Genomic DNA, 25,179 nt, shown 5'->3' on the forward strand with positions numbered 1-25,179 from the left:
CATGAGTGACTTAAGTATTTCAATCATTACCGTCTGTTACAACAGCGCAGAAACAATTAGCGACACCATATCCTCTGTCGCCAACCAAAAATTCAACAACAAAGAGCACATCATTGTTGATGGTGGATCGACGGACAACACCATGGATATTGTTAAACAGGCTCCAAGCGTCTCGCGTTATGTATCAGAGCCTGACAAAGGTATTTACGATGCCATGAACAAGGGCTTACAACTGGTTAATGGCCAGATTATTGGGCTGTTGAATGCAGATGATTTTTATGCCGACGACAACATCCTGACCCAAGTGGCTGAAACATTCAAAGACCCTACTGTAAAAGCTTGCTATGCAGACTTGGTCTATGTCGATAAAAACGATACCTCGCGTATTCTTCGCTACTGGAAATCGATGCCGTTCCGTGCCGGCCTGTTTAAAAAAGGCTGGATGCCAGCCCACCCGACTTTTTTTGTTCGGCGAGAAGTGTATGAGCAACTGGGTGATTTCAATCTGGAATTTCCGCGTCAGGCTGACTTTGAATTGACGATGCGCTTTCTGGAAATTCATCAGATAAAATCCGTATATATACCCAAGATTTGGGTAAAAATGCGCATTGGCGGGGCATCCAATAACAGTATCAAAGGTATCATTAAAGGGAACCTTGAAGCTTATCGCGCCTGTAAAATGCATCGCCTGGCAGTTGGCCCCTTTTTTATTGCAAGAAAAATCCTTTCCAGGATTCCACAGTTCTTTAGCAAACCCGAGCTCAAATAATGCAGGTATTAGTCACTGGTGCCAGCGGTTTTGTCGGCCACGCATTATGCCGGGAATTAGTAACGCATGACCATGCTTGCACCGCAGTCCGGCGTGGAGCGCTTGAGCCTGAACACTATCCTGGCACTTATGATTGCATGATCCACCTGGCGGGCCGGGCACATGTCATGAAAGACACAGCTACAGATGTCTACCAGGCTTATGCCATGGTTAATATCGATTACACGCTCAAAGTCGCGGAACTGGCCAGGCAGCTGAAGGTCAAGCGCTTTGTCTTTCTCAGCTCGGTTAAAGTAAATGGTGAAGCATCGGTACATCCTTTTATCGAAACGGATACAGCGGCTCCTCTGGACGCTTATGGACAGACCAAGCTGGAAGCAGAACTTGTCCTGAAAAAATTCTGCGCTGAGCATCAAATGGAGTTGGTCATTATCCGCCCTCCCCTGATTTATGGGCCTGGGGTCAAAGCCAACTTCAAGCAACTAATCAAATTGTGCTTGTTACCAGTGCCGTTGCCGTTCGCTTCAATCAGTAACAGGCGAAGTTTTGTCAGTTTGAACAATCTTGTAGATTTCATCAGCTTATGCTGCATTCATCCGCAAGCAGCTGATCAAACCTTTCTGATCTCGGATGATCAGGATGTTTCAATGGCTGAACTTATCAAAGCCATCAGATCCGCCAACAAGCAAAAAGCGATGCTGTTTTCCATGCCGCCAGGCTTGCTTGAATCTATCCTCAAGCTGACAGGCAAATCAGGGCTTGCATCCAGGCTATTCGGTACATTACAGGTAGATATCAGCAAAGCGAAAACACTACTCGGCTGGCAGCCAACATTGAGCTTTCATGCTGGTATTGCCAGGGTGCTGGAAAAATAGCCATGTCAAAAAGACTGTTCGATATTTTCCTGACAATGCTGGCCATCGTTGCATTGTTTCCTTTCATGATAGTGACTTATCTGCTGGTCAAACTGACCTCAAAAGGGCCGGCTTTGTACTGGAGTAAACGCGTTGGTTCTTGTAACCGGCTTTTCCTGATGCCTAAATTCCGATCCATGCGCACAGGTACACCGCAAATAGCTACCCATTTGATGAACCAGCAAGCCAACCCAAATTCTTTTTTAACGCCGGTTGGCAGTTTTATACGCAAAACCAGCCTTGATGAACTGCCGCAATTATGGAGCGTATTAAAGGGCGACATGTCTGTCGTCGGGCCGCGTCCTGCACTGTTTAATCAGGATGACCTGATTGCTCTCAGGACAGAAAAAGGCGTGCAAACCCTGAAGCCCGGTATTACTGGCTGGGCACAAATCAATGGTCGAGATGAGATTCCTATTCCACAAAAAGTGGCGCTCGATACCCATTATTTGCAGCATCAATCACTTTGGCTGGACTTCAAAATCATCCTGCTGACCATTCTCAAAGTGTTAAGACGTGATAACATCTCGCATTGACCAGCCATTTAGAACAGTCCAATGCTTAAACTTCCTGTCCGGCTCTTATCCTGGCTAGCCTATGCACATGATGCTTTGGCTCTCACACTTGCATGGTGGGTGGCTTTTCTATTGCGTTTCAACTTCAATATGCCGGCTGGTTTCAAAGTATATTTCTTTGAAAGCCTGCCCGCGGTCTTTATTTTCCATAGCATTTGCTTTTATGCGTTTGGGCTATATCGCGGTCTTTGGCGCTTCGCCAGCCTGCCGGATTTGAAGCGTATTGTCAGGGCAATCGCATTTGGCGCCCTGCTCGCTGCCAGCTTCGCGCTGGTCGTTCATCCTTCAATCATCATTCCAAGATCCGTTTTGTTCATACATCCGATGTTACTGGTGATCATAATGGGTGGCAGCCGCTTTCTTTATCGCTCATGGAAAGAAAGACGTTTATTCAACACTGTAGCTGCACAAGGCAAGCCAGTGATCGTGATTGGCGTCGAAGACACCTCACTCAATCTGATCAAAGAATTAAGCAAAAGCCCGGAATGGCGTGTGGTGGCGATGATAGATCCCAATAAAAAGCTAGTTGGGCGAGAAATCATGCATACAAAGGTTGAGGGGTCTTTGGAAGATATTCCCCAAATTGCAGAACGTCATGGCTCCTTGCATTGCATGATTGCGATGCCGGGTAGTCGCCATGAAAAGCGCCGTCTGGCAGTAGAAGCAGCCCGCCAGGTCGAAGGCATGGAGGTATTAACCTTGCCGGCGATGTCAGACCTGATCAGTGGCCGCGTCAGCTTATCGCAAATCCGCAAAATTGATGTGGAGGATTTGCTAGGACGCGATGTAGTACAACTGGATGCGCATGGATTAAATAGCATGCTTGCAAACAAAGTAGTGCTGGTATCTGGCGCTGCAGGTTCTATTGGTTCAGAGCTATGCCGCCAGATTTTAAGTTTTTACCCGTCACAATTGATCTGCCTGGATATTTCGGAATACGCTCTGTATACGTTGCAACAAGAGTTCAGTCAGTGGTCTACCGATACCGAATTAGTCTATGTAGTCGCGGATGTCAAAAACAGTGTGCGCATTCAGCGCATTTTGAAGAATCATCAGCCGGACGTAGTGCTGCATGCAGGCGCATACAAGCATGTGCCTATGATGGAGCATTTTAATGTAGTGGAAGCATTGCAGAATAATGCTTATGGTACCTACCAGATCGCTTCGGCGTGCCAGGCAGCCAGGGTGCCGACCTTTGTGCTGGTTTCAACTGATAAAGCGGTGAATCCGACTAATGTCATGGGTGCCAGCAAACGCCTGGCAGAGCTTATTTGCCAGGGACTGCAGCATAAGGAGAAATCCGTCACTCGGTTTATTACCGTACGTTTCGGCAACGTACTTGGTAGCAGTGGCAGTGTCATCCCCAAATTCCGCGAGCAGATAGCCCATGGCGGGCCAATAACCATCACCCACCCGGAAATCACACGTTACTTCATGTCTATCCCGGAAGCTGCGCAGCTTGTCTTGCAGGCGGCGACTATGGGGAATGGCGGCGAAGTCTTTGTACTGGATATGGGCACACCGGTGAAGATCATAGACTTGGCACGCGACATGATTAAATTGTCTGGTTTGCAAGAGCATGATATCCGCATTGAATTCACCGGCCTGCGCCCGGGCGAAAAGCTTTATGAAGAGTTGCTGGCAGACGATGAAAACACGCTGCCTACCAGCCACGAGAAGTTGCGCATTGCCCAGGCGCGTTCGGCAGATAGCGTTTGGTTAGCCAACCTGCTTGAGTGGCTGACTAACAGTCCGCATCTCGCTGAATCGCAACTCAAACAAGACTTGCAACGCTGGGTAGAAGAGTACCAGCCTGATACACGCCCGGCACCAAGCATTTCCTTGCGGGGCGACACGCTGTCTCTGGATACCCTCCCTTCCCCTTCGCAACAGATACACTGACCTGCTTTACTCATCCTCAAACAGGTCCATTCTGACCTGTTTGGTTGTGCTTTTATTTATGCATCAAGCGTAGTCTATGGTTTGATGTCGTTTACAATGTCGAATCGATTCAACAACCTCTGCTTCAACTCCCTTTATGCCTCATATTACCCTTGATAATGCCAGCCTGGCATTTGGTCATCATGCCCTGCTTGCCCAGGCATCATTTCAGTTAGATCCGGGTGAACGCGTCGGTTTGATTGGCCGCAATGGTGCCGGTAAATCCAGCTTGCTAAAAGCCATTGCGGGGACCATCAAACTAGACGACGGCAACGTTTGGCGTGCACCAGGTGTTCGTATTGTCTATGTGCCACAAGAACCTGAACTCGATAATGCGCACACAGTATTTGAAGCGGTGGCCGAAGGCCTGGGCAGCTTGCAGCAAACCATTATTGACTATCATCAGGTCACCCATGATATGGGCATGCCGGATGCCAATATTGAGGCACTGATGGAGCGCATGCAGGCATTGCAGCATGAAATGGATGCACAGAATGGCTGGGTGGCACAATCACGTGTTGAAACCGTGCTAAGTCGCTTGAAGCTGGATGCGGATGTATTAGTCTCTACGCTTTCCGGGGGCTGGCGCAAACGCGTGGCTCTTGGGCGTGCCCTGGTTGCAGAGCCAGAAGTATTGCTACTTGATGAACCGACCAACCACCTGGACCTAGAAGCCATCGAATGGCTGGAAGACTTGTTACTGGGATTTAATGGCAGTGTGTTGTTTATCACCCATGACCGCCGTTTCCTGGACAAGCTGGCCACCCGCATTACCGAGCTTGACCGTGGCAACCTGACAGATTTTGTGGGCAACTTTTCTCAATATCAAGTAAAAAAGGAAGAGCTGCTCGCAGTCGAAGAAACCCATGCGGCCAAGTTCGATAAATTCCTGGCACAGGAAGAAGTCTGGATACGCCAGGGCATTAAAGCACGCCGCACACGTAATGAGGGGCGCGTGAGAAGACTGGAAGCGCTACGACTGGACCGTGCAGCCAGACGTGAGCGCCAGGGCGACGTCAAGCTCAACCTGGATGCTGGCGAACGTAGTGGAAAACTGGTGGCAGAACTTGATCAGGTCTACAAATCGTATGGCGACAAAACCCTGATCAAAGGCTTCAGCACCCGTATTTTACGTGGCGATAAAATTGGTTTACTGGGCCCGAACGGCATTGGCAAATCCACGCTATTGAAACTTATTCTGGGTGACATTGAAGCAGATAGTGGCGATATCCAGCGCGGCACAAAAGTGAATGTCGCCTATTTTGACCAGATGCGCGAGCAACTGGATGAAGAAGCCACCCTGGCAGATACCATCAGCCCGGGCTCGGACTTTGTGGAAATCGGTAACGAGCGCAAGCATGTCATCAGCTACCTGGAAGATTTCCTGTTCCCGCCACAACGCTCTCGTTCTCCGGTGAAATCACTTTCCGGTGGTGAACGCAACCGTTTACTGTTGGCGCGTCTGTTTGCCCGTCCTGCCAATGTACTGGTGCTGGATGAGCCAACCAATGACCTGGATATTGATACGCTGGAGTTACTTGAGAATTTGTTACAGGATTACACAGGCACCCTCTTCCTCGTCAGTCATGACCGGGCATTCCTGGAAAACACCGTCACGCAGGTGATTGCGTTTGAAGGGCAAGGGAAACTGACCGAATTCGGCGGTGGCTATGATGACTGGTTAAGATTCAGCCAGGACAGGAACAAAACCGCTCCTGCGCCAAAAGTAACTGCTGCGCCAGCAGCTCAGTCACCTACGGCGCCCGCACGAAAAACCTTAAGTTTCAAGGAGCAACGTGAGCTGGAAGCTTTGCCGCAAGAGATTGAAGTGTTAGAGAAGGAGCAAGCAGCGATTCAAACGCAATTTGCGCAGGGGGATATTTATAAACAGGCGCCGGAACAGGCTAAAACCTTGCAAGACAGATTAAGCGAGATTGAAGCGTTGATCCTGCAGAAACTGGAACGCTGGGAAACACTGGAAAAACTGCAGTAAGCCAGCAACATTTCTGACCCAGCGGATCCAACCCTGCCGCAACACATTAAAAAAGCCGAATCATTTGATTCGGCTTTTTGACAAAAACTGAATTAGTTACACAGAGAAACTGGCCCGTGTGCTACTGCCGCCGCGTGACTGGCCATTCTTGCCATACAGTTGCGTACTATTAGTCGCATTACCCTGTAATACAGCCAGTTTTTCCTGGTTACGCAGGAAATGCTTGTTGATCAGCACGCCATTCAGGCGGTTAAGTTCTTTGGCTTGCGCCAGCTGCTTCTGGAATTTTACCCAGGCATCATCCAGCACTGAGCTGGAACGCAATTCCAGCCATTTGGACATGCCGTTTTCATTCGCCTCGAACCCTGCCGCTGCCAGCGCTGTGTAGCGTGTGTTGGCGGCTTCACCCAAGGCTTGCAACAATCCTACCCGTCTATCTACCATCTGCTCGATCATATCGAGGTCAGCAGAAATTAACGCCGTTTGCTCGTTCTGCAAATCGTCAATCAACTCGGCCACCAGCGTGGCATCGGCTTCAAAACTAATAGCCGGAACTGAAGTGCGATCTGCAGTACTCATAACGTCATCCTTTATTCGGTTGTATCAAATCTTTTACGGTTTGCAGCAAACCATCCGCCACTTTGGCAGTGTCTACCGAGAAATCACCACGTGCAATCGCTGCTTTAATCTCTTCCACTTTATTAGTGTCAAAGACTTCACCGTTAGCAAGGCCGGCTTCCAGTGTTTGCAGTTGTACTGAAGCTGCAGACAAGGTCACATTATCTGACGTTGCGTTGCCAGAAGAACCAGTCGCTTTTTCACTGCTTTTGCTGTTGGTGCTTTTATCCAGTACCGGTTTATCAACGGTACCAAGTTTTTTAATGGAGTCTGAAATATTCATGCCGTACCTCTGTCTCTGTTTGTCTGGATGTAAGGGCCACTAAACCCTCAATTGTTAACAGTACTAACGACATAGTTTAAGCGAACTTTAGTGCTTAATATACTTTTTATCTCAAGTTTATGATCAATAAGCATTTTCGACTCTAAAACCCTGAATACTGTTGCTGGCTAAAAACGCACATCCACTTTGCCGGAAGCTTGCGCCACGCCTTTGATCACCTGGCCGCTGCTGACTTTCACATCCACCACCTGGCCGACATTTGCGGTTTGCATGGCGGTGCCATCTGCCGAGATGACAAATCCTTCACCACGGCTGTTTAGTTGCACCATCTGGCCCTGCATGATCACTGGCATTGCTTTGAGCAATTCAGGTCTCAATACGGTGCCCAATGGCATATTCAATGACGCTTTCTTGCCTTCCAGCATAGACAGGTCAGTAATGATGCCTGAAGGTAGTTTGGTTAGATCGCCGGTCTGCATCACGATATCAGATACCTGTACTGGTGAACCCTGACTGACAGGTAACCCGGTCACCGCGTACTCACCCCAAACCTGCACATCTGCCTGTACATAGATCGTCCATGGCTTGGTCGCTGATTGCAAGCAGCGTACACCAATATGGGTTTTCCCCCACAGACGTGCGCCCTGCACGTTGAATCCTTCCATCAGGTCACAGTCCGCGATACGGATACGGTTATCCAATGGCTGGATTTCAATATTCACTTTACCTGGATAACCTTGCGTCTGACCTTGCACATACTGCATGACAGTCTGGTAAACACGTGTATGCATATCGCTTGCAGCTGGTGTTACCGCACGTTGATTAGTGGCCACAGCAGCGGCCGGCATACGATCAGCGGCCTGCACATGGCAGGCTAAAAGCCCGATCAATCCAGTGATCACTGCAGCAAAAATGGTAAGCAGACGAGGTTTCATGGAGTCTCATTCTACGCATGACAGGATCAACTCATTGATGAAATAAAGGGTATTTCACCCTCTTAATCCCGAAATCATTATTGCCATCGCCGCGTACACTAAGCACAGCTAGTAAAAGTCATGTGTGCGTGAAAGCAGACCCGCTTATCAGGGTTAACGACGGCAGATGGCAAAACTTTAAAAGTACCTTGAGATTTCTTTCGGGGAATGCCCGGGAAAGGAAAAGACGATGATCAACAAACTGGATGCCGCGCTGAGTTTTCACCAGACGGCGCTGCGCGTGCGCAATCAGCGTCAGGAATTGCTTGCTTCGAATATCGCCAATGCCGATACACCGCAATACAAGGCACGCGACATAGACTTTAAATCCACCATGCAGGCAGCATTACAGCAAAGCACAGGTGGAAAACCTGCGCAACAGCCTGCCGGCCTGTTACAGCAAACCAATGGTGGCCATATGAATGCTGCAGCTGGCAATGGCAACCTGGCGTCAGGCGATGTGCTGTTCCGCTCGGTGCTGCAAGGCTCTGTCGATGGCAACACGGTAGATATGGACGTCGAGCGTAATGCCTATGTAGATAACGGTATCCGTTATGAAGCCAGCCTTACCATGATGTCCGGCCAGATCAAGAAGATGTTGTCAGCGATCACCGGACAGTAAGTTAAAGGAGCAAGCATATGTCTTTATTCAATGTATTCAAGATTTCCGGCTCCGCCATGAGTGCGCAGTCGCTGCGCCTCAACACCGTCGCCAGCAACCTGGCTAACGCTGATAGCGTGGTCAGCTCGGACGGCAAGCCTTACCAGGCCAAACAGGTGGTGTTTAAAGCGGTGCAGGATGCTGCGACCAATTCCAGCACGGTACAGGTAGACCGTGTGATTGAAGATACCAAGCCCGGCAAAATGGTCTATGACCCCAAAAACCCGATGGCTAACAGCGATGGCTACCTCACCATGCCTAACGTGAATGTCACCGAAGAAATGGTCAATATGATTTCAGCATCCCGTGCCTACCAGAACAACGTGGAAACCATGAATGCGGCTAAATCCATGCTGCTCAAAACACTCAATATCGGTCAATAACCTTATATAAGGATTTTTAACATGACAACCGTCAATACAAACCAGGTATCGCAGGACATCCTTGATGCGGTCAACAAGAAAAGCAGTTCTAAAGGCAGCACTGTTGATGAAGCACAAGACCGCTTCATGACCCTGCTGGTGACGCAGATGAAAAACCAGGACCCGCTGAATCCTATGGATAATGCGCAGGTGACCAGCCAGATGGCGCAACTCAATACGGTGACTGGTATCAACAAACTGAATGACACCATGAGCAGCCTGATCAGCAGCGTACAGCTGGGCCAGTCTTACCAAGCCACCAGCATGATAGGCCACAGCGTACTGGTGTCAGGCAATAGCTTGAGCCATACCGATAAAGGCGGCTACTTTGGGGTGAATGTACCTAACGGGGCAGACAGCGTATCCGTGAATATCAAAGATGGCGCAGGCCAGGTTGTACGCACGCTCAGTTTCGGCAAACAGGATGTTGGCGTGAATGCCCTGAGCTGGGATGGCAAAGCCACCGATGGCACCGTTGCACCAAGTGGCGACTACACCTACGAAATCACGGCCAAAATCGGCGATGCTGTCACCACCAGCTCGGCACTCAGCCTGGCCCAGGTACAAAGTGTGTCCAACAGCACCAGCGGCATCAAGCTCAACCTGAGTAATAACTCGGCAGTGGCAGTGTCCGACGTCGTAGAGATTTTCTAATCCGTTTTATTTAATTTAATTTGCAGCATCCAGTCTTTCTCCAGGAGATTACATCATGAGTTTTCAACAAGGTCTAAGTGGCTTAAACGCAGCCTCCAAACAATTGGAAGTCATTGGCAACAACGTATCCAACGCCAACACCGTCGGCTTTAAACAGTCACGTGCGGAGTTTTCAGATATGTTTGCAGCTTCACTGATAGGCAGTGGCGCGGCACAAATCGGTATTGGTACCAAGCTGGCCAATGTGGCGCAGCAATTTACGCAAGGTAACATCACTGCAACCAACAACACCCTGGATATTGCGATTAATGGTGGCGGTTTCTTCCGTCTGAGCAACAACGGTGCGGTGTCTTATACCCGCAACGGCCAGTTCCAGCTGGATAAAAATGGGTTTATCCAGACCAGTGATGGCAACCGCCTGATGGGTAACCCTGCGGATAGCCTGAACGGTTCATCGCCGGTCGAACTGCAGATTGATACCAGCGACCTGAAACCAGTGACGACGACAGAAATCACCGGCCAATTTAACCTGAACTCCGAGAGCCCGATTATCGATCAGGCGGTCAGGCCATTTGATCCGCAAGATCCTTTAAGCTATACCAATGCCACCGCCATTAAAGTTTATGATGACCTTGGCAATGCACACAACATCCAAAGCTATTTCGTGAAAACAGCGGCGAATAGCTGGAATTTATACACCACTGCCGATGGCACTAATATTACCCCTAACCCTGTGCCAGAAATGAACTTCTCCGGCACCGGTGTGTATGACACTGCAACTTCTACAGTCGGCAACATCACCTTCACGCCAACCACAGGTTCCGGCCCGGTCACTGTGGCGATGGATTATTCCAACAGCTCACAATACGGTGCGACTTTCAGCGTGAACAAACAATCCCAGGATGGCTACACTTCTGGCCGGATCGCCAGCTTTAGCGTCGGTGATGACGGCGTCATCCTTGGCCGTTATACGAACAATGAAACCAAGCAACTGGGACGTGTCGTGCTGTCCAACTTTGCCAACCCGAACGGATTGAAATCCCTTGGTGGCAACCAATGGCAAGCGACTAATGAATCCGGCGCTGAACTGATCGGTTCACCAGGCAGCAGCAGCATGGGTGTACTGCAATCTTCTGCACTGGAAGACTCAAACGTAGACCTGACCGGCGAGCTGGTGAACATGATCACGGCACAACGTATTTACCAGGCCAACGCGCAAACCATCAAGACCCAGGACCAGGTTTTACAAACCCTGGTCAACCTGAGATAAGTAGCGCACTGACTTTAAGCTGAATCTTGACTATTGAATGACTAAGGAGCTGGTATGGATCGCCTGATTTACACTGCAATGACAGGGGCCAAACATATTCTGGAACAACAGGCGACGACTGCCCATAACCTGGCAAATGCGACCACCACCGGCTTTAAGGCACAGGTAGACAGTTTCAGGGCAGTACCGGTGCTAGGTGATGGCCTGCCAACGCGTGCTTTTGTGGTGGATGCTACTGTTGCCACCGACTACAAATCAGGCGCTATCCAGCAAACCGGCCGTGACCTGGATGTCGCCGTCACTGGCGAAGGCTGGATCGCAGTTCAGCGTGCCGACGGTTCTGAAGGCTATACCCGTAACGGTGCATTGAAAATCAATGAAAACGGCCAGTTGCAAACCTCTACCGGGCTCAATGTCATGGGCGATGGTGGCCCGATCAGCATCCCGCCGGATTCGGCGATTGCGATTGGCAAGGATGGCACCATTTCAACAGTCAGCAATTTAACAAATCCCAGTCCCACTACCATTATTGGCAGAATCAAGTTGACCAACCCGCCACCCGCCAGCATGAAGCGTGCTGACGACGGCGTATTTGTCACGGCAAATGGCCAGGCAGCGCCTGCTGACGCCAATGTCACCGTAGCCGGTGGCGCCCTGGAAAGCAGCAATGTCAACGTGGTAGAAACCATGGTCAATATGATCAGCCTGGCACGCGGTTTCGAGATGCAAATGAAGATGCTGGAAAACGCGCAAAACAACGCCGGAAAAGCCGATCAACTCTTCAGTTTGAATGGCTAAGGTCTGTAATATTATTTACGGTATGAACAAGGGTTTTTAACCCAAAGGAGTAAACGATGATACGCTCATTATGGATTTCCAAAACTGGTCTCGATGCGCAACAAACGCAAATGGACGTCATTTCCCACAACCTGGCCAACGTCAGCACCAGTGGCTTCAAGAAATCACGTGCCGTATTCGAAGATTTACTCTACCAGAACATCCGCCAGCCTGGCGCGCAATCCTCACAGCAAACCCAGTTACCAAGTGGTTTGCAATTAGGTACTGGTGTGAAACCGGTAGCAACAGAGCGTATCTTTACCCAGGGTAATTTACAGCAAACAGATAACAGCAAGGATGTGGCGATTCAGGGCAACGGCTTCTTCCAGATCCTGATGCCGGATGGTTCTACTGCCTACACACGTGACGGTTCTTTCCAGATGGATAGCCAGGGTCAACTGGTGACTTCCAGCGGTTTCCCTGTGCAACCGGCAATCACTATTCCTGCCAATGCCCAATCATTGTCGATTGGCCGTGATGGCGTGGTATCAATTACAACAGCAGATTCCACTGCATCCACACAAATCGGCCAGATTCAACTGGCTACTTTTATCAACCCGACCGGTTTGCAATCCAAAGGTGAAAACCTGTATGTGGAAACCACCGCTTCGGGCAACCCGAATACCAATACCCCGGGCGCCAATGGTGCAGGCTTGTTGCAACAGAACTACCTGGAAACATCCAACGTCAACGTTGTCGAAGAACTGGTGAGCATGATCCAAACCCAGCGTGCCTACGAAATTAACAGCAAGGCCATTACAACCTCGGACCAGATGCTGCAAAAACTGTCACAGATGTAATCTTTGTTTGAAGGCTAGTTCTATGTTGAAGATGGATATGATGATGAATAGATTGATGACCAGCTTATTGTTTTGTTTAGCGCTCTCGCAGTTGCTGGGCGGCTGCACAGTCACGCCTTCAACCATCGTACAAAAACCGGAAACACCACGCTCTACCCTGGGTCGTCCTGATGCACGTACCGAAGGCGCCATTTTCAATACCGCAGCTTACCGTCCCTTGTTTGAAGACCGCAGACCACGTTATGTGGGCGATATCCTGACTGTACGTATTACAGAGAACACCACCGCCAACAAAGCATCTGATAACGGACAGAGCAAAGATGGTTCAGTCGGCGCTTCCATTACCGGCCTGTTCGGGCATAACGTGCCTAAATCAGCCTTTAATGCAGGTTCCAGCTTGTCTTTCAAAGACAAGGCCAGTGCCGATGCCAGCAATACGTTCAGTGGCTCTGTCACTGCGACTGTGGTCGATGTGTTACCTAATGGCTACCTGGTCATCAGTGGCGAAAAACAGATCGGCTTTGACAAAGGTACCGAATACGTGAGGTTTTCCGGTGTGGTTAACCCGGACACCATTACCATCGGTAACGAAGTTCTCTCTACCAAAGTGGCAGATACGCGTGTCGAGTATCGCTCCAGCAGCAAGATTGATGCTGCCGAAGCGTTCTCCATCTTCTCCCGCTTCTTTCTTAGCATGATCCCGTTATAGGAGAGTTGAACATGCCACGCCTGTTTAACACATTCACCCGCACTGCCACGCAGCTACTTAACCTGATAGTGATATCAGGTTTGGTGCTATCCGCACCTTTAGCGCATGCAGAGCGTATCAAAGATATCAGCAATATCCAGGGCGTACGCGCCAACCAGTTGATCGGTTACGGTCTGGTGGTAGGCCTCGATGGCACCGGTGACATGACCACGCAAACACCGTTTACCGTACAAAGTATCATCAGCATGATGAACCAGATGGGCATCACTTTGCCGCCTGGTACCAACCTGCAACTGAAAAACGTGGCTGCCGTCATGGTGACCAGCTCCCTGCCCGCTTTCGCCCAACCCGGCCAGACACTGGATGTGACGGTTTCCTCCATGGGTAATGCCAAGAGCTTGCGTGGCGGTACCTTGCTGATGACACCGCTTAAAGGGGCTGATGGTCAGATTTATGCCATGGGCCAGGGCAACCTGGTGGTTGGCGGCGTCGGTGCTGCGGCCAATGGCAGCTCGGCACAGATCAATCACCTGAGCGTAGGCCGTATTTCAGATGGTGCAACGGTTGAACGTGCCCTGCCTAACACCCTGCTGAACCAGGACCTGGTTAAACTCGAACTGAAAGAAAGTGATTTCTCCACTGCCAACAACGTGGTGGAAGCCATCAACAAGAAATTTGGACCGATGACTGCGCAGGCTGAAAGCGGCCGCGTGATCCAGGTGCGCCCACCGGAAACCATGAGCCGTGTGTCTTTCCTGGCTAACCTGGAAACCATCAATGTGGCACTGGCGGCAACACCGGCCAAGATCATCATGAATGCACGTACCGGTTCCGTAGTCATGAACAAGGCCGTGACGCTGGATAGCTGCGCAGTTTCCCACGGTAACCTGTCTGTGGTCGTCAATACTTCACCAGTGATCAGCCAGCCTGGCCCATTCTCGAATGGCCAGACAGTATCGACCGCCATTTCCGAGATCAATATCAACAAGGAACCTGGCAAAGTACTCAAGTTGAACAATGGTGCCAACCTGGCAGATGTTGTGAAAGCACTGAACTCGATTGGCACCACGCCGCAAGACTTGCTGGCCATTCTGCAGGCGATGAAAGCCGCAGGTGCGCTGAACGCAGAGCTAGAGGTCATCTAAGCGAGATTGCCATGCAACCACGTGTCGATCCTAACAGTCTGGCCATCGATGGCAGCGCGCTAAACGGCCTCAAGAACGCCAAAAGCGATTCGCCGGAAGCCATACGTGCGGTCGCCCGCCAGTTTGAAGGCGTGCTGATGAACATGATGCTGAAAAGCATGCGCGACACCGTGCCGCAGGATGGCATCACCGATAACGAACAAAGCAAGATGTTCATGGGCATGCTGGACCAGCAGCTCACGACACAACTCAGCCAGAAAGGCATGGGCCTGACCGAAGTACTGGTCAGGCAATTGAGCAAGTTCAGCCCCAAACCCGCTGAAGAAACTGATAAAACAAAAACCCAATTGCATGACACTAAAAACAACCTGGTGAATGGTTTGTCATCGAGTAACCCTTCTTCAGGCAAAACCGTATTAATGCAGGCCGCACAGAAGATACGTGAAGCCTATCAGCAATGGGACGCGACCACTCCTGACACTACGAAAGCAGATAACGATACTGCCTGGGCACGCGGTATTCCTGAGCTGCCGCCATTGATGGAAGAAGCACAGGAAAACGTGAAGAACTTCACTTTGCCACAAGCTGCGCCTTTAGCGACAGCCATGAGCGAAGTCGCCAGTAAGACACAACAGTTTATCCAGCGCATGTTGCCGCACGCGCAAGCTGCCAGCAGCGATTCAGGTATTCCGGCCAAATTCATGATCGGCCAGGCGGCACTGGAAAGCGGTTGGGGTAAACATGAAATCAAGACCACCAATGGTGTGAATAGCCACAACCTGTTCGGCATCAAAGCCGATGCCAGCTGGAAAGGCAAAGTAGCGAACAGTGTCACTACCGAATACGTGAATGGCGTAAAGGAAACCCGCGTAGAAAAATTCCGTGCCTATGACAGTTACAGCGATGCCTTCAAAGATTATGCCAAATTGATTTCACAAAATCCACGCTATGAAAAAGCCATGAGTAACACCCACGATGCCAGTGCTTATGCCCATGCACTGCAACGCGCAGGCTACGCGACTGACCCGCAATATGGCAAAAAACTGACGCAGGTCATCAAGCATCTGCAAAGTTAGTATGAAGGAAATGCGGAATAATTGATCGAGCGAGATGAAGTGCAAGACGCACGGAACGCAGGAGCCGAGACAGTATGAGTATACGGCGAGGTTCAGAGTACCGGGCAACGCAGCAATTCGCTCGCGCAGACATTTATTCTGTGTTTCCTAAAGAATTTTAAAAAACTGCCGTTAGGCTAACTAATTGTAACTTTACATTCGTGTCAACCGTTCTGCAGGACCAAGACACATGAGGGCTCAAGTATGTCCAACATATTAAATATCGGCAAAAGTGCTTTAAACGCAGCCCAGATCGGGATTGCCACTACCGGCCACAACATTGCTAACGCATCCACTCCCGGCTATACCCGGCAGGTGATCGTACAGGCGGCGTCACAAGCGCAGAACTTTGGCTATGGTTTTGTCGGCCAGGGCACGGATATTACCGGCATCAACCGCGTATACAACGACACACTGGCCAAACAATTACTGAATACCACCTCTACCAGCAGCGCCAGCACTGCTTATTACAACAGTATTAATGAAATCAACGGCTTGCTTTCCGACTCTAACGCAGGCTTAAGCCCGGTGATGACCAAGTTTTTCAGTGCGGTCAGCGCTGCAGCGGCTAACCCTACAGATGTCGCCACCAGACAAACGGTACTCTCCTCGGCGAATTCCCTGCTGAATCGCTTTTCAGCAGTCAACAGCCGCCTGGATGATATCCGCCAGAGCCTGAACACACAAGTGTCGGCCAGTGTGAATACCATCAACAGCTATGCCACCCAGATTTCGCAATTGAACCTGGTGATAGACAAGGCGATGAGTACCACCGGCAATCCACCTAATGACCTGATGGATCAACGCGATCTGTTGATGTCCAAGCTGAGTGAGCAGGTCAAAACGACAGTCGTCAAGCAAAGCAATGGTAACTATGATGTATTCATAGGCAATGGCATGCCGTTGGTGGTGGGTGATGACACCTATCCGCTATATGCGCAATCCAGCTACACTGACCCTGGTCGCCTCGAAATCGCATACGGCGATAAAAGCACCCCGAAAATTATCGATAGCGCTACTTTGGCTGGCGGTACATTGGGCGGCATTCTGACCTTCAGGAATGAAACACTGGATACGGTACAAAACCAGATTGGCCAGCTGGCGATCACGCTGGCGAGCCAGTTCAATGACATGCAGCAAAAGGGTTACGACCTGAACGGCACTGCCGGTGTGGCCATGTTTAACATTCCGCAGCCACAGACCATCAGCAGCGCAAATAACGTAGACAAATCAAAGATGGCCAGTGCTACGTTTGTGCCGGGACAATCGCAACAAATAACCAGTAGCGACTACACGCTGAAATATACCGGTGGTCAGTACAATATTATCCGCAACAGCGATAAAACCGTTACCAGCGCAGCTACCTTACCGGTCACCGTCGATGGCATTGAATTTAATGTGAATACCTCAACACCGGTAGAAGGTGACGAGTACATGATCCGCCCAACCCAGGGTGCGGCAAGCAAAATCACACTCGCCTTTGATGATGTTGAAAAACTGGCACTGGCAGAACGTGTGGATGCGAATGGCAACGTGATCGCTTTTAAAGGTGCCGGTGACAATACCAACGGTTTGCGCCTGGCACAACTACAGGACGCTGCCAGCGTACGCTTGCTGGGCAGTAATGCCAACCGCTCCTATGCCCAGGCATTTGCCTTGATGGTGAGCGCCGTCGGCACCAAAACCAACGAGATGATGGTCACCAGCAAGGCCGATGCTTCGGCACTGGAAGGTGCCACCAGCGCGATGCAGTCTGAATCCGGCGTCAATATTGATGAAGAAGCCGCCAACTTGTTGCGTTACCAGCAAGCCTACCAGGCTGCTGGCAAAATGATGCAAATCGCCAGCCAGTTATTTGATGTTCTGTTGCAGCTTGGCCAGTAATATTCTGAAGGATAGTGAATCATGAGAATCAGCACCAATACCATTTACCAGAGCGGCACCAATCGCCTGATGGATTTGCAGAATGACCTGAGCAAACTCAACGAGCAGATTTCTTCTGGCAAGAAAGTGCGTAGCCCGGCAGATGACCCGGTCGCCTCAGCGCGTATTCTCGAACTGACAAACTCGCAGAACCTGAATAATACTTATGCCGCCACCCGCAATGTGGCTAAAACAGCGCTGGAAACCTATGAAACCAATATGACCAGTATCACCAATGTCATTCTGGACGCGCAATCGTCTTTGGTGGCAGCAGGTAATGGCGCTTACAGCAACGAGCAACGCGCCAACATTGCCAGTGAACTGCAAGGCCGACTGGATAGCCTGATTGGCCTGTCAAATACCAAGGATGCACAGGGTAATTATATGTATTCCGGTTACAAGACCGACACCGTACCGTTCGTGCTGAATACGGTCACAGGTAATGTAGACTTTCAGGGCGACACCTCTAAACGCGCCCTGCAAGTGGATGTACAGCGCCAGATGCCTATCACTTACACCGGTGATGAATTATTCCAGGCCAATGGCAACGACTTGTTTGCCAGCTTGAAAGATATGATAGGCCTGCTAAAAACCCCTATTACCGATGCAACCACCCAAAAAACTTACAGTGATGGCCTGGCAGACACCATCACCAAAGTGCAAGGCGTGCTGGACCAGGTACTCAATGTACGCGCTGACCTGGGCAGTAAACTGAATGAACTGGATACACTGGATGTCACTGGTAGTGATATGGATCTGCAATACACCGCTTCCATTTCAAAACTACAGGACCTGGATTACACCGAGGCGCTATCAGATTTATCGAAGAGGACGACTATCCTGGAAGCGGCACAAAAATCGTATGTGCAGACTTCACAGCTATCCCTGTTCTCGTTTATTTAATTCACACATCGACTAAAATAAAAAGCTGACTAAATGTCAGCTTTTTTATTGCCTGGCTTAAAGCCAATGAAATCAGTATCAGCGTATGACTTGCAGCATCAGTTGCTGCGCATCTATCAGCCAGCGGTTCACCGGGCTGACTAATGAAGGCAAGCTGAGTAATGTCATCACCAGGCCGACGGAGATAGTGATCGGGAAGCCGATACCGAAAATATTAAACTGCGGCGCGGCTTTAGTGAGGATACCCAATGCCATGTTGGTGATCAGCAGACTCGCCACCACTGGTAAAGACATCAATAGGCCCTGTGAAAAAATATGCCCGCCCAGCTCGGCAATCACCTGGCTATTCAGTTGCCAGTGTTCCAGCAAAATCGGCATGGTTTCAAAACTCTGCAGCATGACGGCGACCACCATCAGATGCCCATCCAGGCTCATAAATACCATAAGCGTCAGCATGGTGAGGAATTGTGCCACCGCCATGGTCTGCCCTTCGGTCTGCGGGTCATAAAAGCTTGCAAAACCCAGGCCCATGCTCATGCCCATCATAAAACCGGCCATTTCCACTGCCGTGAACATCAACCGCATGACAAAGCCCATGCTGATGCCTATGACCATTTGCGCCAGTAATGAAAGCAGGCCTTGCCAGGACATCACGTCTATCGCGGGGACTTTGATTGAGGGCAGGATCGCCAGTGTAATCACGAAACCTATACCCAGTTTCATGCGGTTGGGAATGGAAGGATGGCTAAACAGGGGCACCACTGCAATACAGGCGAGGATGCGTGTCAGGGGCCAGAGCAGCTGCACTATCCATTGTTGCAGGTCAGAAGCATGGATGGTCAGCATTGGATAAAGCTATTCAGTGAATAAATACTTAATTGACCAGCTGCGGGATCATGCTGAACACATGGTGCATGTAATCCACCAGGGTCATCAGCATCCAGTGACCTGCCAGCAATAGCATGGCCATCACACCCACCAGTTTGGGAATAAATGACAGTGTTTGCTCGTTAATCTGTGTCGCGGCCTGAAAAATACTGACAATCAGGCCTATCGCCAGGGCAGTGCCTAAAATCGGCGCGGCCACCATCAGCGTGGTCTGCATCGCTTCACTGCCTATGGTTAATACTTGTTCCGGACTCATGAATACTCCTTTAATCTCAATCGATGACAGCGCCAAGACGCATCATCACATGACAAAACTCTGTGCCAGTGATCCCAGGATCAGTTGCCAGCCATCCACCAGCACAAACAGCATCAGCTTGAAAGGTAGCGACACAATGGCCGGCGACACCATCATCATCCCCATCGCCATCAGGATACTGGCGACCACCATGTCAATAATCAGGAAGGGAATGTAAATGGCAAAGCCGATCTGGAAAGCGGTTTTCAGTTCACTGGTCATAAAAGCCGGTACCAGGATACGTAATGGCACTTCTTCCGGCGTGTTGATGGCCTGGGTGTGCGCCATATTGGCAAACATGGCCAGATCATTCTCCCGCGTCTGTTTAAGCATAAATCCTTTGAGTGGCAATGCGCCGCGGTCCAGGGCTTCCTGCATGGTGATCTTGCTTTCAGACAAAGGCTGATAGGCATCGACATAGATTTTGTCGAATACCGGGCCCATCACGAAAAAAGTAATGAACAGGGCCAGTCCGATCAGCACCTGGTTAGATGGCGCAGACTGCGTACCCAGTGCCTGGCGCAGCAAGGACAACACAATCACGATACGGGTAAAGCCGGTCATCATTAAAATCGCGGCCGGAATAAAGGTCAGCGATGTCAGCAGGATCAGGGTTTGCAGGCTGAGAGTGTAATCCTGGCCGCCGCCTGCCGCTGGTGTGACTGAGCCTATGGATAAGCCTTCTGCCGCCCAGGAATGTGCAGGCCATAGCCAGATCAGCCCGGCCAGCAAGGGAAATAAAATGAATTTCAAGACAGAGATCACTCGCATTTATCAGCACACCTGAAGTTTAGTCATGCCGCTATTGCCGGGCATGATTCAAAGATGGAGATAGTGTACGCTTGCCTAACCCTTTTCAAAGGTTGGAAGTGAGCGACTCAAGGCTTGTTTTTGAAGGATTTGACCGTGTGTTGCATGGCCTGTTGCAAGCGCACGGCGAAAGAAGCTTGCGGATCTACAGGCGAAACAGGGGAAGAATGACTTTGATTTTCTGTGACAGGGTCTGCGGTCAAGGGCCCCACTTCACCAAGGGCCGTCATTTGCCCCGGGCTGACACCAACCACCAGCCAGCGACCAGCCACTTCCAGTACGACCACTCGTTCCCGTGGCCCCAGCTGTACGCCACCGACTTGCTTGATCACGCCCGTTTGAGACAAGCCCTGACCTGGCAAGACGCGTCTCAACACCCAGGCAATCGCGGCAATCACCAGTAACACCACCACCGTGCCAAACACCATACGGCCCAGGCTATCACTGGCGGAAGGTGCCGGAGCGGCTTTAACGGCTTCAGCTGAGAAGGCCAATACTGGCCAGAACAGGTTAAGCGTGATGCATGCTAATGACTTGTAATGCTTCATGTGTTCCTGAACTAACGGTTCAATTAATTAACGGTTTAATTTGCGGATACGCTCGGCTGGCGTGATGATATCAGTCAGGCGGATACCAAACTTGTCGTTCACCACCACCACTTCACCCTGTGCAATCAGGCAACCGTTCACCAGCACATCCATAGGCTCACCGGCCATGCCATCCAGCTCAACGACCGAGCCTTGTGCCAGTTGCAGCAGGTTCTTGATCGAGATTTTGGTGCGGCCCAATTCTACCGTCAGTTGTACCGGGATATCCAGAATGAAATCAATATCGTTCTGTGTCCCTTCCATCTTGTTGTTGGCACTAAACTCGTTAAACACCGCAGTTTTGCTGGTTTGCTCCTGCAGGGCTGAGGCTGAAGACTCGGCTTGCGTTTGCTCTGCCAGGGCAGCGCCCCAGTCATCTTCGGCGATGGTATGCACATCGCCGCTATCAGACACACCCATCGCAGCCATTGCCGCTTCCATTTCATCATCAGCACTGTTACCAGTGGCGGGATCCATAGCCATTATGACTCTCCTTGCAATTGCTCTTGACTACCGTCAGCGCGAATTAATTTTTCAACTTTGAGGGCGTATTGCCCGTTAAATACTCCGTAGCGACATTCCATCACCGGGATATTATCAATCTGTCCTTCAATGGTGTCACTGATACTGATAGGAATCACATCGCCTGCTTTCAGTTCCAGTAAATCTGCCACCGTCATCCTGCGCGTGGCCAGGTTGGCGACAATTTCAACTTCCGCTGCCTGGATCTGTTGTGTCATCATTTTGACCCAACGCTTGTCACCGCCCAGGTTTTCACCCTGCAATGGCGATGTCAGCAGATCCTTGATCGGCTCGACCATGGAATAAGGCACGCAGAAATGCATCTCGCCGCTATTCGGGCCCAGCTCGATATTAAAGGTGATCGCCACCACCACTTCATTCGGCGTGGCAATATTGGCAAATTGCGTATTCATTTCCGAACGCAGGTATTCAAACTCTACCGGGTACACCGGTGACCAGGCTTTGGCATACGAATCAAACATCAGCGTCAGGATGCGCTGGATAATGCGCTGTTCTGTCTGTGTAAAATCGCGGCCCTCTACCCGGGTATGAAAGCGGCCATCGCCACCGAACATATTGTCCACCACCAGGAATACCAGCGTCGGGTCCAGCACCATCACACCAGTGCCACGCAGCGGATTCATGTGTATGAGGTTTAGATTGGTAGGCACCACCAGGTTACGGATAAAGTCTGTATATTTAATGATACGGACCGGGCCGACCGATACTTCTACCGTACGCCGCAGGAAGTTAAACAACTCCACGCGTAACAGTCGGGCAAAACGTTCGTTAATGATCTCAAGCGTCGCCATGCGGCCACGCACAATGCGTTCCTGCGTCGCCAGGTTGTAGTTACGGATACTGGCTTCGTCTTTATCCGACGCATCACTATCGTCATCGCCCTCAACACCTTTGAGGAGCGCGTCAATTTCATCCTGTGATAGAAACTTGTCAGCTGACATGGTTACTCGCTATAAAACTGGGGCTTAAACTTACTGAATCACAAAAGAAGTAAACAGTACCTGTGTCACCTTGAGTGGTTTACCACTGGCGGTTAACGGTTTTTTCAATTCGGCCAGCAACTCTTCGCTTAATTGCGTTTTGCCTTCCGGTGTCGAAATATCTGTCGCTTTTTTACTGGTCAGCAATAACAGTACGCGGTTACGTAATACCGGCATCTGTGTTTTGAATTTCTCTGCCAGCTCGGCACCCTTTACTTCTACCGTCAGGTCGAGCTGCAAAAACTTGTCATCAGGGTCAGGCAACAGGTTGACAGTAAATGTTTCAAACTGCACATAAGTTAAAGCTGTTTTTGGGTCAGCATGACCTTCCGCCTCGGCTTCTTCTTCGTGCTCGCCGCCCTCTGCTTCAGCCTCTTCGCCCTCTTTGGCGGGCTTAGCCTTGGCATGCTGCGGATCTTCCTTTTTCTGCATCAGAAAGAATGCAGCACCGCCGCCAACGACGGCCAATGCCAGCACCACTGCCAGAATGACGATGAGTTTTTTCTTTGATTTGGGGGCTGCTACTGCAGCTTCCGCTTTAGCGGGTTCTTGAGCCATTGCACAAAACCTTTCATGTTAGCTTCAAAATAGCGTGAGAGTTTGTGACATTATGCCTATGGCGAAGGCTGTGAGATTGCTGGATAAAAGGGTGAATTCGGTGCTTAATCACACTTTGTGCAGCGCCAGCAACCAGGCTGGCGCGTTTGCAGATAAAAGCGATCAGGCGAAAGTATCTACCAGGCCGCGTGCCACTCGGGCTTTTACCGCTGTCTGGGGCACTGCCGCAGTGTCAGTCCCGGCAGATGATTCTGCCGCCCTGGCACCACTCCTGGCTGTCTGCTGTTCAAAATGCTGTTCTGCCTGATGACCATTGCCGACGAACGTTTGACCCAGTTCCAGGCCTTGCGACTGCATACGGTCACGCAGGTCCTGCAAGCCATCTTCCAGTGCCTGGCGGACCAGTGGATTGTCAGTGATAAAACTGGTGTTCACTGATTGGTTATCCACTTTCAACACTACCTGAATAGGGCCAAGATCAGGTGGTGACAAAGTCAGGTTAGCCACCTCATCGCCACTGCCCGCCATGTTCAGCACATGCTGGTTTATCGCGGTTTGCCAGCGTTCGTTGCCAAACGGAGCAGCGACTTGTGACATCATCACATTTGAAGTTTGTGTAACGCCAGCCGCACTTAACCATGAGCTGTTAGGCAAAGCCTGTGCCGCCGGCAGCGTGACGGTATTAGAAGTTTCAGTCTGGATATCAATATTACCCGCCCTATCAACAGCTTTGTCGGTAGCAATCGTTTCCTTGACAGCCTCGGCGACAGATTTTGCGATATCCAGCGTTTCAGAGAAATGTGCAGGTTTGTCAGCCGCAGTTTGTTCGGTGCCTACGGGCAAGCCAGCCGGCTTGGTTTCAGGACGGATTTCTATTGCCACATTGCCGGCGAATGTTTTATCGGCTTGCTCAGTGACCACAGTTGCGGATACATCCGCCAGTAATTCAGCAGGTTGCAAGGCTGTTTCATCGACAGCACTTGCTAATGGTGCCTGCTCACCGGTCGCGCTTTGGCCTGAAGGCTGGCGCATGGCGAGCATGGTTTGCATCCACGGCGTCAGGCTGACTGTAGCAGGGTCGGTGGCTTCCAGATTGGTGATCAGGCGTTTTTTGTCTACCGGCGTTTCAGCTAGGGCAGCAACGGCTTCTGTGGTAGTGATATTCTCTTCGACAGGGTTGCTTTCAGCATCAGTTTTGTCGTTGGTGTTTTTATCATCTGCTTTTGCAGCGTCGGTTTTGGAGGGTGTCTTCGCGATCGGTTGTTCTTTTGGCGATTCGTTTTTGGCTAGTCTGGCAGACTCTTGCGCAGATTGGGCGTGCATGGTCTCTTTGGCCGGCGGATTATTTCTGGCAACGGCAGGCGTCACAGGGTTGCTGGCAGGTTTATTGGCCTGCTGCAATTGCTTGCGCAAAGCCTGGGCAAACTCATCTGACTGATTTGCCTGTGTTTCCTGCACCGGCGTATTGGCAGCTGCCTTTTTCGCCGCATCGGCAGCACCCATGTTTAATAAGCTTGCAGAATTTAAAAATGCCATTTCACTCTCCCGTACGATACAAGGTTTACATGGTCGTGCGCTTGGCACGGCTGGCAAACTCATCCATCATTTTCTGATCACGCTTGCGCTCGATTTTCTCATGCAGGGTATTTGCACGTGATATCAGCACTTCATACGACTTTTGTTTACGCTGTTTTTCCTGCAGTATTTGCTGTCTGTGCGAAACCACTGCCTGTAATTGTTCGATTTGAGCATTTTGACTCTGCACGGCGGTTTCCAATTGCGAGAAAAAGCCCTGAAAATTGCGGTACAAATCCGCTTTGAGCCCTTTTTGCACGACGCTTTGCCATTGTTGCTGGTATTCCTGCTGATACTGGCCCAGCAACGTCTGCTGCTGGCGGCCTTGCTCCAGCTGCTTCATGGCTTGTGCCAGGGCCTGCATGGCCGCCTCAACTTCATCGCCAGCCAGTTGGCTTAGCAAGGTCAATGTCTGAGTCGATTGTGTCGCCATCGCT

General features: G+C 50.5%; 28 protein-coding genes. 16 read left to right on the forward strand and 12 right to left on the reverse strand.

Translation table 11 applies throughout. From position 1 onward, the window contains the following. Position 1 precedes the first annotated feature (1 nt). The 5 genes from ACFQ2T_RS03285 (at position 2) to ACFQ2T_RS03305 (ending at position 6,192) form a co-directional block, all read left to right on the forward strand. A complete protein-coding gene (locus ACFQ2T_RS03285) occupies positions 2-769 on the forward strand; it encodes a glycosyltransferase family 2 protein (RefSeq protein WP_379030460.1) in 768 nt (255 codons plus the stop codon). After that, complete coding sequence (locus tag ACFQ2T_RS03290) at positions 769-1,644, forward strand: NAD-dependent epimerase/dehydratase family protein (protein ID WP_379030463.1); 876 nt, start codon at positions 769-771, stop codon at positions 1,642-1,644. Before ACFQ2T_RS03285 ends, ACFQ2T_RS03290 begins: the two co-directional genes overlap by 1 nt. 2 nt (positions 1,645-1,646) lie before the next feature. Further along, a complete protein-coding gene (locus ACFQ2T_RS03295; protein ID WP_379030466.1) occupies positions 1,647-2,219 on the forward strand; it encodes a sugar transferase in 573 nt (190 codons plus the stop codon). Between the two features lie 21 nt (positions 2,220-2,240). Continuing rightward, positions 2,241-4,160 (forward strand): polysaccharide biosynthesis protein, encoded by a 1,920-nt coding sequence (locus tag ACFQ2T_RS03300; protein WP_379030469.1) that lies wholly within the window; start codon positions 2,241-2,243, stop codon positions 4,158-4,160. Between the two features lie 136 nt (positions 4,161-4,296). Continuing rightward, positions 4,297-6,192, forward strand: a complete 1,896-nt coding sequence (locus tag ACFQ2T_RS03305) for an ATP-binding cassette domain-containing protein (protein ID WP_379030471.1) — start codon at positions 4,297-4,299, stop codon at positions 6,190-6,192. A gap of 96 nt (positions 6,193-6,288) precedes the next feature. Here ACFQ2T_RS03305 and ACFQ2T_RS03310 read toward each other — a convergent pair whose 3' ends face one another. The 3 genes from ACFQ2T_RS03310 to flgA all read right to left on the reverse strand — a co-directional run bounded on the left by ACFQ2T_RS03310 (position 6,289) and on the right by flgA (position 8,028). After that, on the reverse strand, positions 6,289-6,771 hold the full coding sequence (locus ACFQ2T_RS03310) for a flagella synthesis protein FlgN (RefSeq protein WP_379030473.1): 483 nt from the start codon (positions 6,769-6,771) through the stop codon (positions 6,289-6,291). 4 nt (positions 6,772-6,775) lie between these two features. Beyond that, complete coding sequence (gene flgM, locus ACFQ2T_RS03315) at positions 6,776-7,093, reverse strand: flagellar biosynthesis anti-sigma factor FlgM (RefSeq protein WP_379030475.1); 318 nt, start codon at positions 7,091-7,093, stop codon at positions 6,776-6,778. Positions 7,094-7,260: 167 nt separating this feature from the next. Next, positions 7,261-8,028 carry a flagellar basal body P-ring formation chaperone FlgA gene (gene flgA / locus ACFQ2T_RS03320; protein WP_379030478.1) on the reverse strand — a complete coding sequence of 256 codons (768 nt, stop codon included), beginning with the start codon at positions 8,026-8,028 and terminating at the stop codon, positions 7,261-7,263. Positions 8,029-8,257: 229 nt separating this feature from the next. Here flgA and flgB point away from each other — a divergent pair, with 229 nt between their 5' ends. From flgB to flgL, 11 genes are all read left to right on the forward strand, one after another. After that, entirely contained in the window at positions 8,258-8,689 is a 432-nt protein-coding gene (gene flgB, locus ACFQ2T_RS03325; protein WP_379030481.1) for a flagellar basal body rod protein FlgB, read from the forward strand. A 17-nt stretch (positions 8,690-8,706) separates the two neighbouring features. Beyond that, on the forward strand, positions 8,707-9,111 hold the full coding sequence (gene flgC / locus ACFQ2T_RS03330; protein ID WP_055831046.1) for a flagellar basal body rod protein FlgC: 405 nt from the start codon (positions 8,707-8,709) through the stop codon (positions 9,109-9,111). Between the two features lie 21 nt (positions 9,112-9,132). Then, positions 9,133-9,804: a flagellar hook assembly protein FlgD gene (locus ACFQ2T_RS03335; RefSeq protein WP_379030484.1), complete on the forward strand. Its 672-nt coding sequence runs from the start codon at positions 9,133-9,135 to the stop codon at positions 9,802-9,804. Positions 9,805-9,859: 55 nt separating this feature from the next. Further along, positions 9,860-11,074: a flagellar hook protein FlgE gene (gene flgE, locus ACFQ2T_RS03340; RefSeq protein ID WP_379030487.1), complete on the forward strand. Its 1,215-nt coding sequence runs from the start codon at positions 9,860-9,862 to the stop codon at positions 11,072-11,074. A 54-nt stretch (positions 11,075-11,128) separates the two neighbouring features. Beyond that, entirely contained in the window at positions 11,129-11,872 is a 744-nt protein-coding gene (gene flgF, locus ACFQ2T_RS03345; RefSeq protein WP_379030490.1) for a flagellar basal-body rod protein FlgF, read from the forward strand. Positions 11,873-11,928: 56 nt separating this feature from the next. After that, complete coding sequence (flgG, locus tag ACFQ2T_RS03350; protein WP_379030492.1) at positions 11,929-12,711, forward strand: flagellar basal-body rod protein FlgG; 783 nt, start codon at positions 11,929-11,931, stop codon at positions 12,709-12,711. A 22-nt stretch (positions 12,712-12,733) separates the two neighbouring features. Further along, positions 12,734-13,420, forward strand: a complete 687-nt coding sequence (locus tag ACFQ2T_RS03355) for a flagellar basal body L-ring protein FlgH (RefSeq protein WP_379030495.1) — start codon at positions 12,734-12,736, stop codon at positions 13,418-13,420. Between the two features lie 11 nt (positions 13,421-13,431). After that, on the forward strand, positions 13,432-14,565 hold the full coding sequence (locus ACFQ2T_RS03360) for a flagellar basal body P-ring protein FlgI (RefSeq protein ID WP_379030498.1): 1,134 nt from the start codon (positions 13,432-13,434) through the stop codon (positions 14,563-14,565). Between the two features lie 11 nt (positions 14,566-14,576). Further along, positions 14,577-15,641 carry a flagellar assembly peptidoglycan hydrolase FlgJ gene (flgJ, locus tag ACFQ2T_RS03365; protein WP_379030500.1) on the forward strand — a complete coding sequence of 355 codons (1,065 nt, stop codon included), beginning with the start codon at positions 14,577-14,579 and terminating at the stop codon, positions 15,639-15,641. Between the two features lie 243 nt (positions 15,642-15,884). Beyond that, entirely contained in the window at positions 15,885-17,564 is a 1,680-nt protein-coding gene (gene flgK / locus ACFQ2T_RS03370) for a flagellar hook-associated protein FlgK (protein ID WP_379030503.1), read from the forward strand. A gap of 21 nt (positions 17,565-17,585) precedes the next feature. Then, a complete protein-coding gene (flgL, locus tag ACFQ2T_RS03375; RefSeq protein WP_379030506.1) occupies positions 17,586-18,506 on the forward strand; it encodes a flagellar hook-associated protein FlgL in 921 nt (306 codons plus the stop codon). Between the two features lie 78 nt (positions 18,507-18,584). On the opposite strand, the gene fliR is transcribed toward flgL, so the two are convergent. The 9 genes from fliR to fliJ all read right to left on the reverse strand — a co-directional run bounded on the left by fliR (position 18,585) and on the right by fliJ (position 25,175). Next, on the reverse strand, positions 18,585-19,352 hold the full coding sequence (gene fliR, locus ACFQ2T_RS03380; protein ID WP_379030509.1) for a flagellar biosynthetic protein FliR: 768 nt from the start codon (positions 19,350-19,352) through the stop codon (positions 18,585-18,587). Between the two features lie 28 nt (positions 19,353-19,380). Beyond that, positions 19,381-19,650 carry a flagellar biosynthesis protein FliQ gene (gene fliQ, locus ACFQ2T_RS03385; RefSeq protein WP_379030512.1) on the reverse strand — a complete coding sequence of 90 codons (270 nt, stop codon included), beginning with the start codon at positions 19,648-19,650 and terminating at the stop codon, positions 19,381-19,383. Positions 19,651-19,695: 45 nt separating this feature from the next. Next, positions 19,696-20,460 carry a flagellar type III secretion system pore protein FliP gene (fliP, locus tag ACFQ2T_RS03390; protein ID WP_379030515.1) on the reverse strand — a complete coding sequence of 255 codons (765 nt, stop codon included), beginning with the start codon at positions 20,458-20,460 and terminating at the stop codon, positions 19,696-19,698. A gap of 107 nt (positions 20,461-20,567) precedes the next feature. Continuing rightward, complete coding sequence (fliO, locus tag ACFQ2T_RS03395) at positions 20,568-21,047, reverse strand: flagellar biosynthetic protein FliO (RefSeq protein ID WP_379030518.1); 480 nt, start codon at positions 21,045-21,047, stop codon at positions 20,568-20,570. A 27-nt stretch (positions 21,048-21,074) separates the two neighbouring features. Beyond that, positions 21,075-21,569, reverse strand: coding sequence for a flagellar motor switch protein FliN (gene fliN, locus ACFQ2T_RS03400; RefSeq protein WP_379030521.1), 495 nt, complete (start codon positions 21,567-21,569; stop codon positions 21,075-21,077). Continuing rightward, a complete protein-coding gene (fliM, locus tag ACFQ2T_RS03405; protein WP_379030524.1) occupies positions 21,569-22,570 on the reverse strand; it encodes a flagellar motor switch protein FliM in 1,002 nt (333 codons plus the stop codon). The genes fliN and fliM overlap by 1 nt, the downstream gene beginning before the upstream one ends. A gap of 30 nt (positions 22,571-22,600) precedes the next feature. Continuing rightward, positions 22,601-23,167 carry a flagellar basal body-associated FliL family protein gene (locus ACFQ2T_RS03410; RefSeq protein WP_379030527.1) on the reverse strand — a complete coding sequence of 189 codons (567 nt, stop codon included), beginning with the start codon at positions 23,165-23,167 and terminating at the stop codon, positions 22,601-22,603. Positions 23,168-23,329: 162 nt separating this feature from the next. Next, positions 23,330-24,703: a flagellar hook-length control protein FliK gene (locus ACFQ2T_RS03415; protein ID WP_379030530.1), complete on the reverse strand. Its 1,374-nt coding sequence runs from the start codon at positions 24,701-24,703 to the stop codon at positions 23,330-23,332. Positions 24,704-24,728: 25 nt separating this feature from the next. Further along, positions 24,729-25,175 (reverse strand): flagellar export protein FliJ, encoded by a 447-nt coding sequence (gene fliJ, locus ACFQ2T_RS03420; RefSeq protein WP_379030533.1) that lies wholly within the window; start codon positions 25,173-25,175, stop codon positions 24,729-24,731. Between the last annotated feature and the right edge of the window lie 4 nt (positions 25,176-25,179).

Origin of the sequence: Methylophilus flavus (genome assembly GCF_042678905.1) — a bacterium.
Classification (GTDB): domain Bacteria; phylum Pseudomonadota; class Gammaproteobacteria; order Burkholderiales; family Methylophilaceae; genus Methylophilus; species Methylophilus flavus.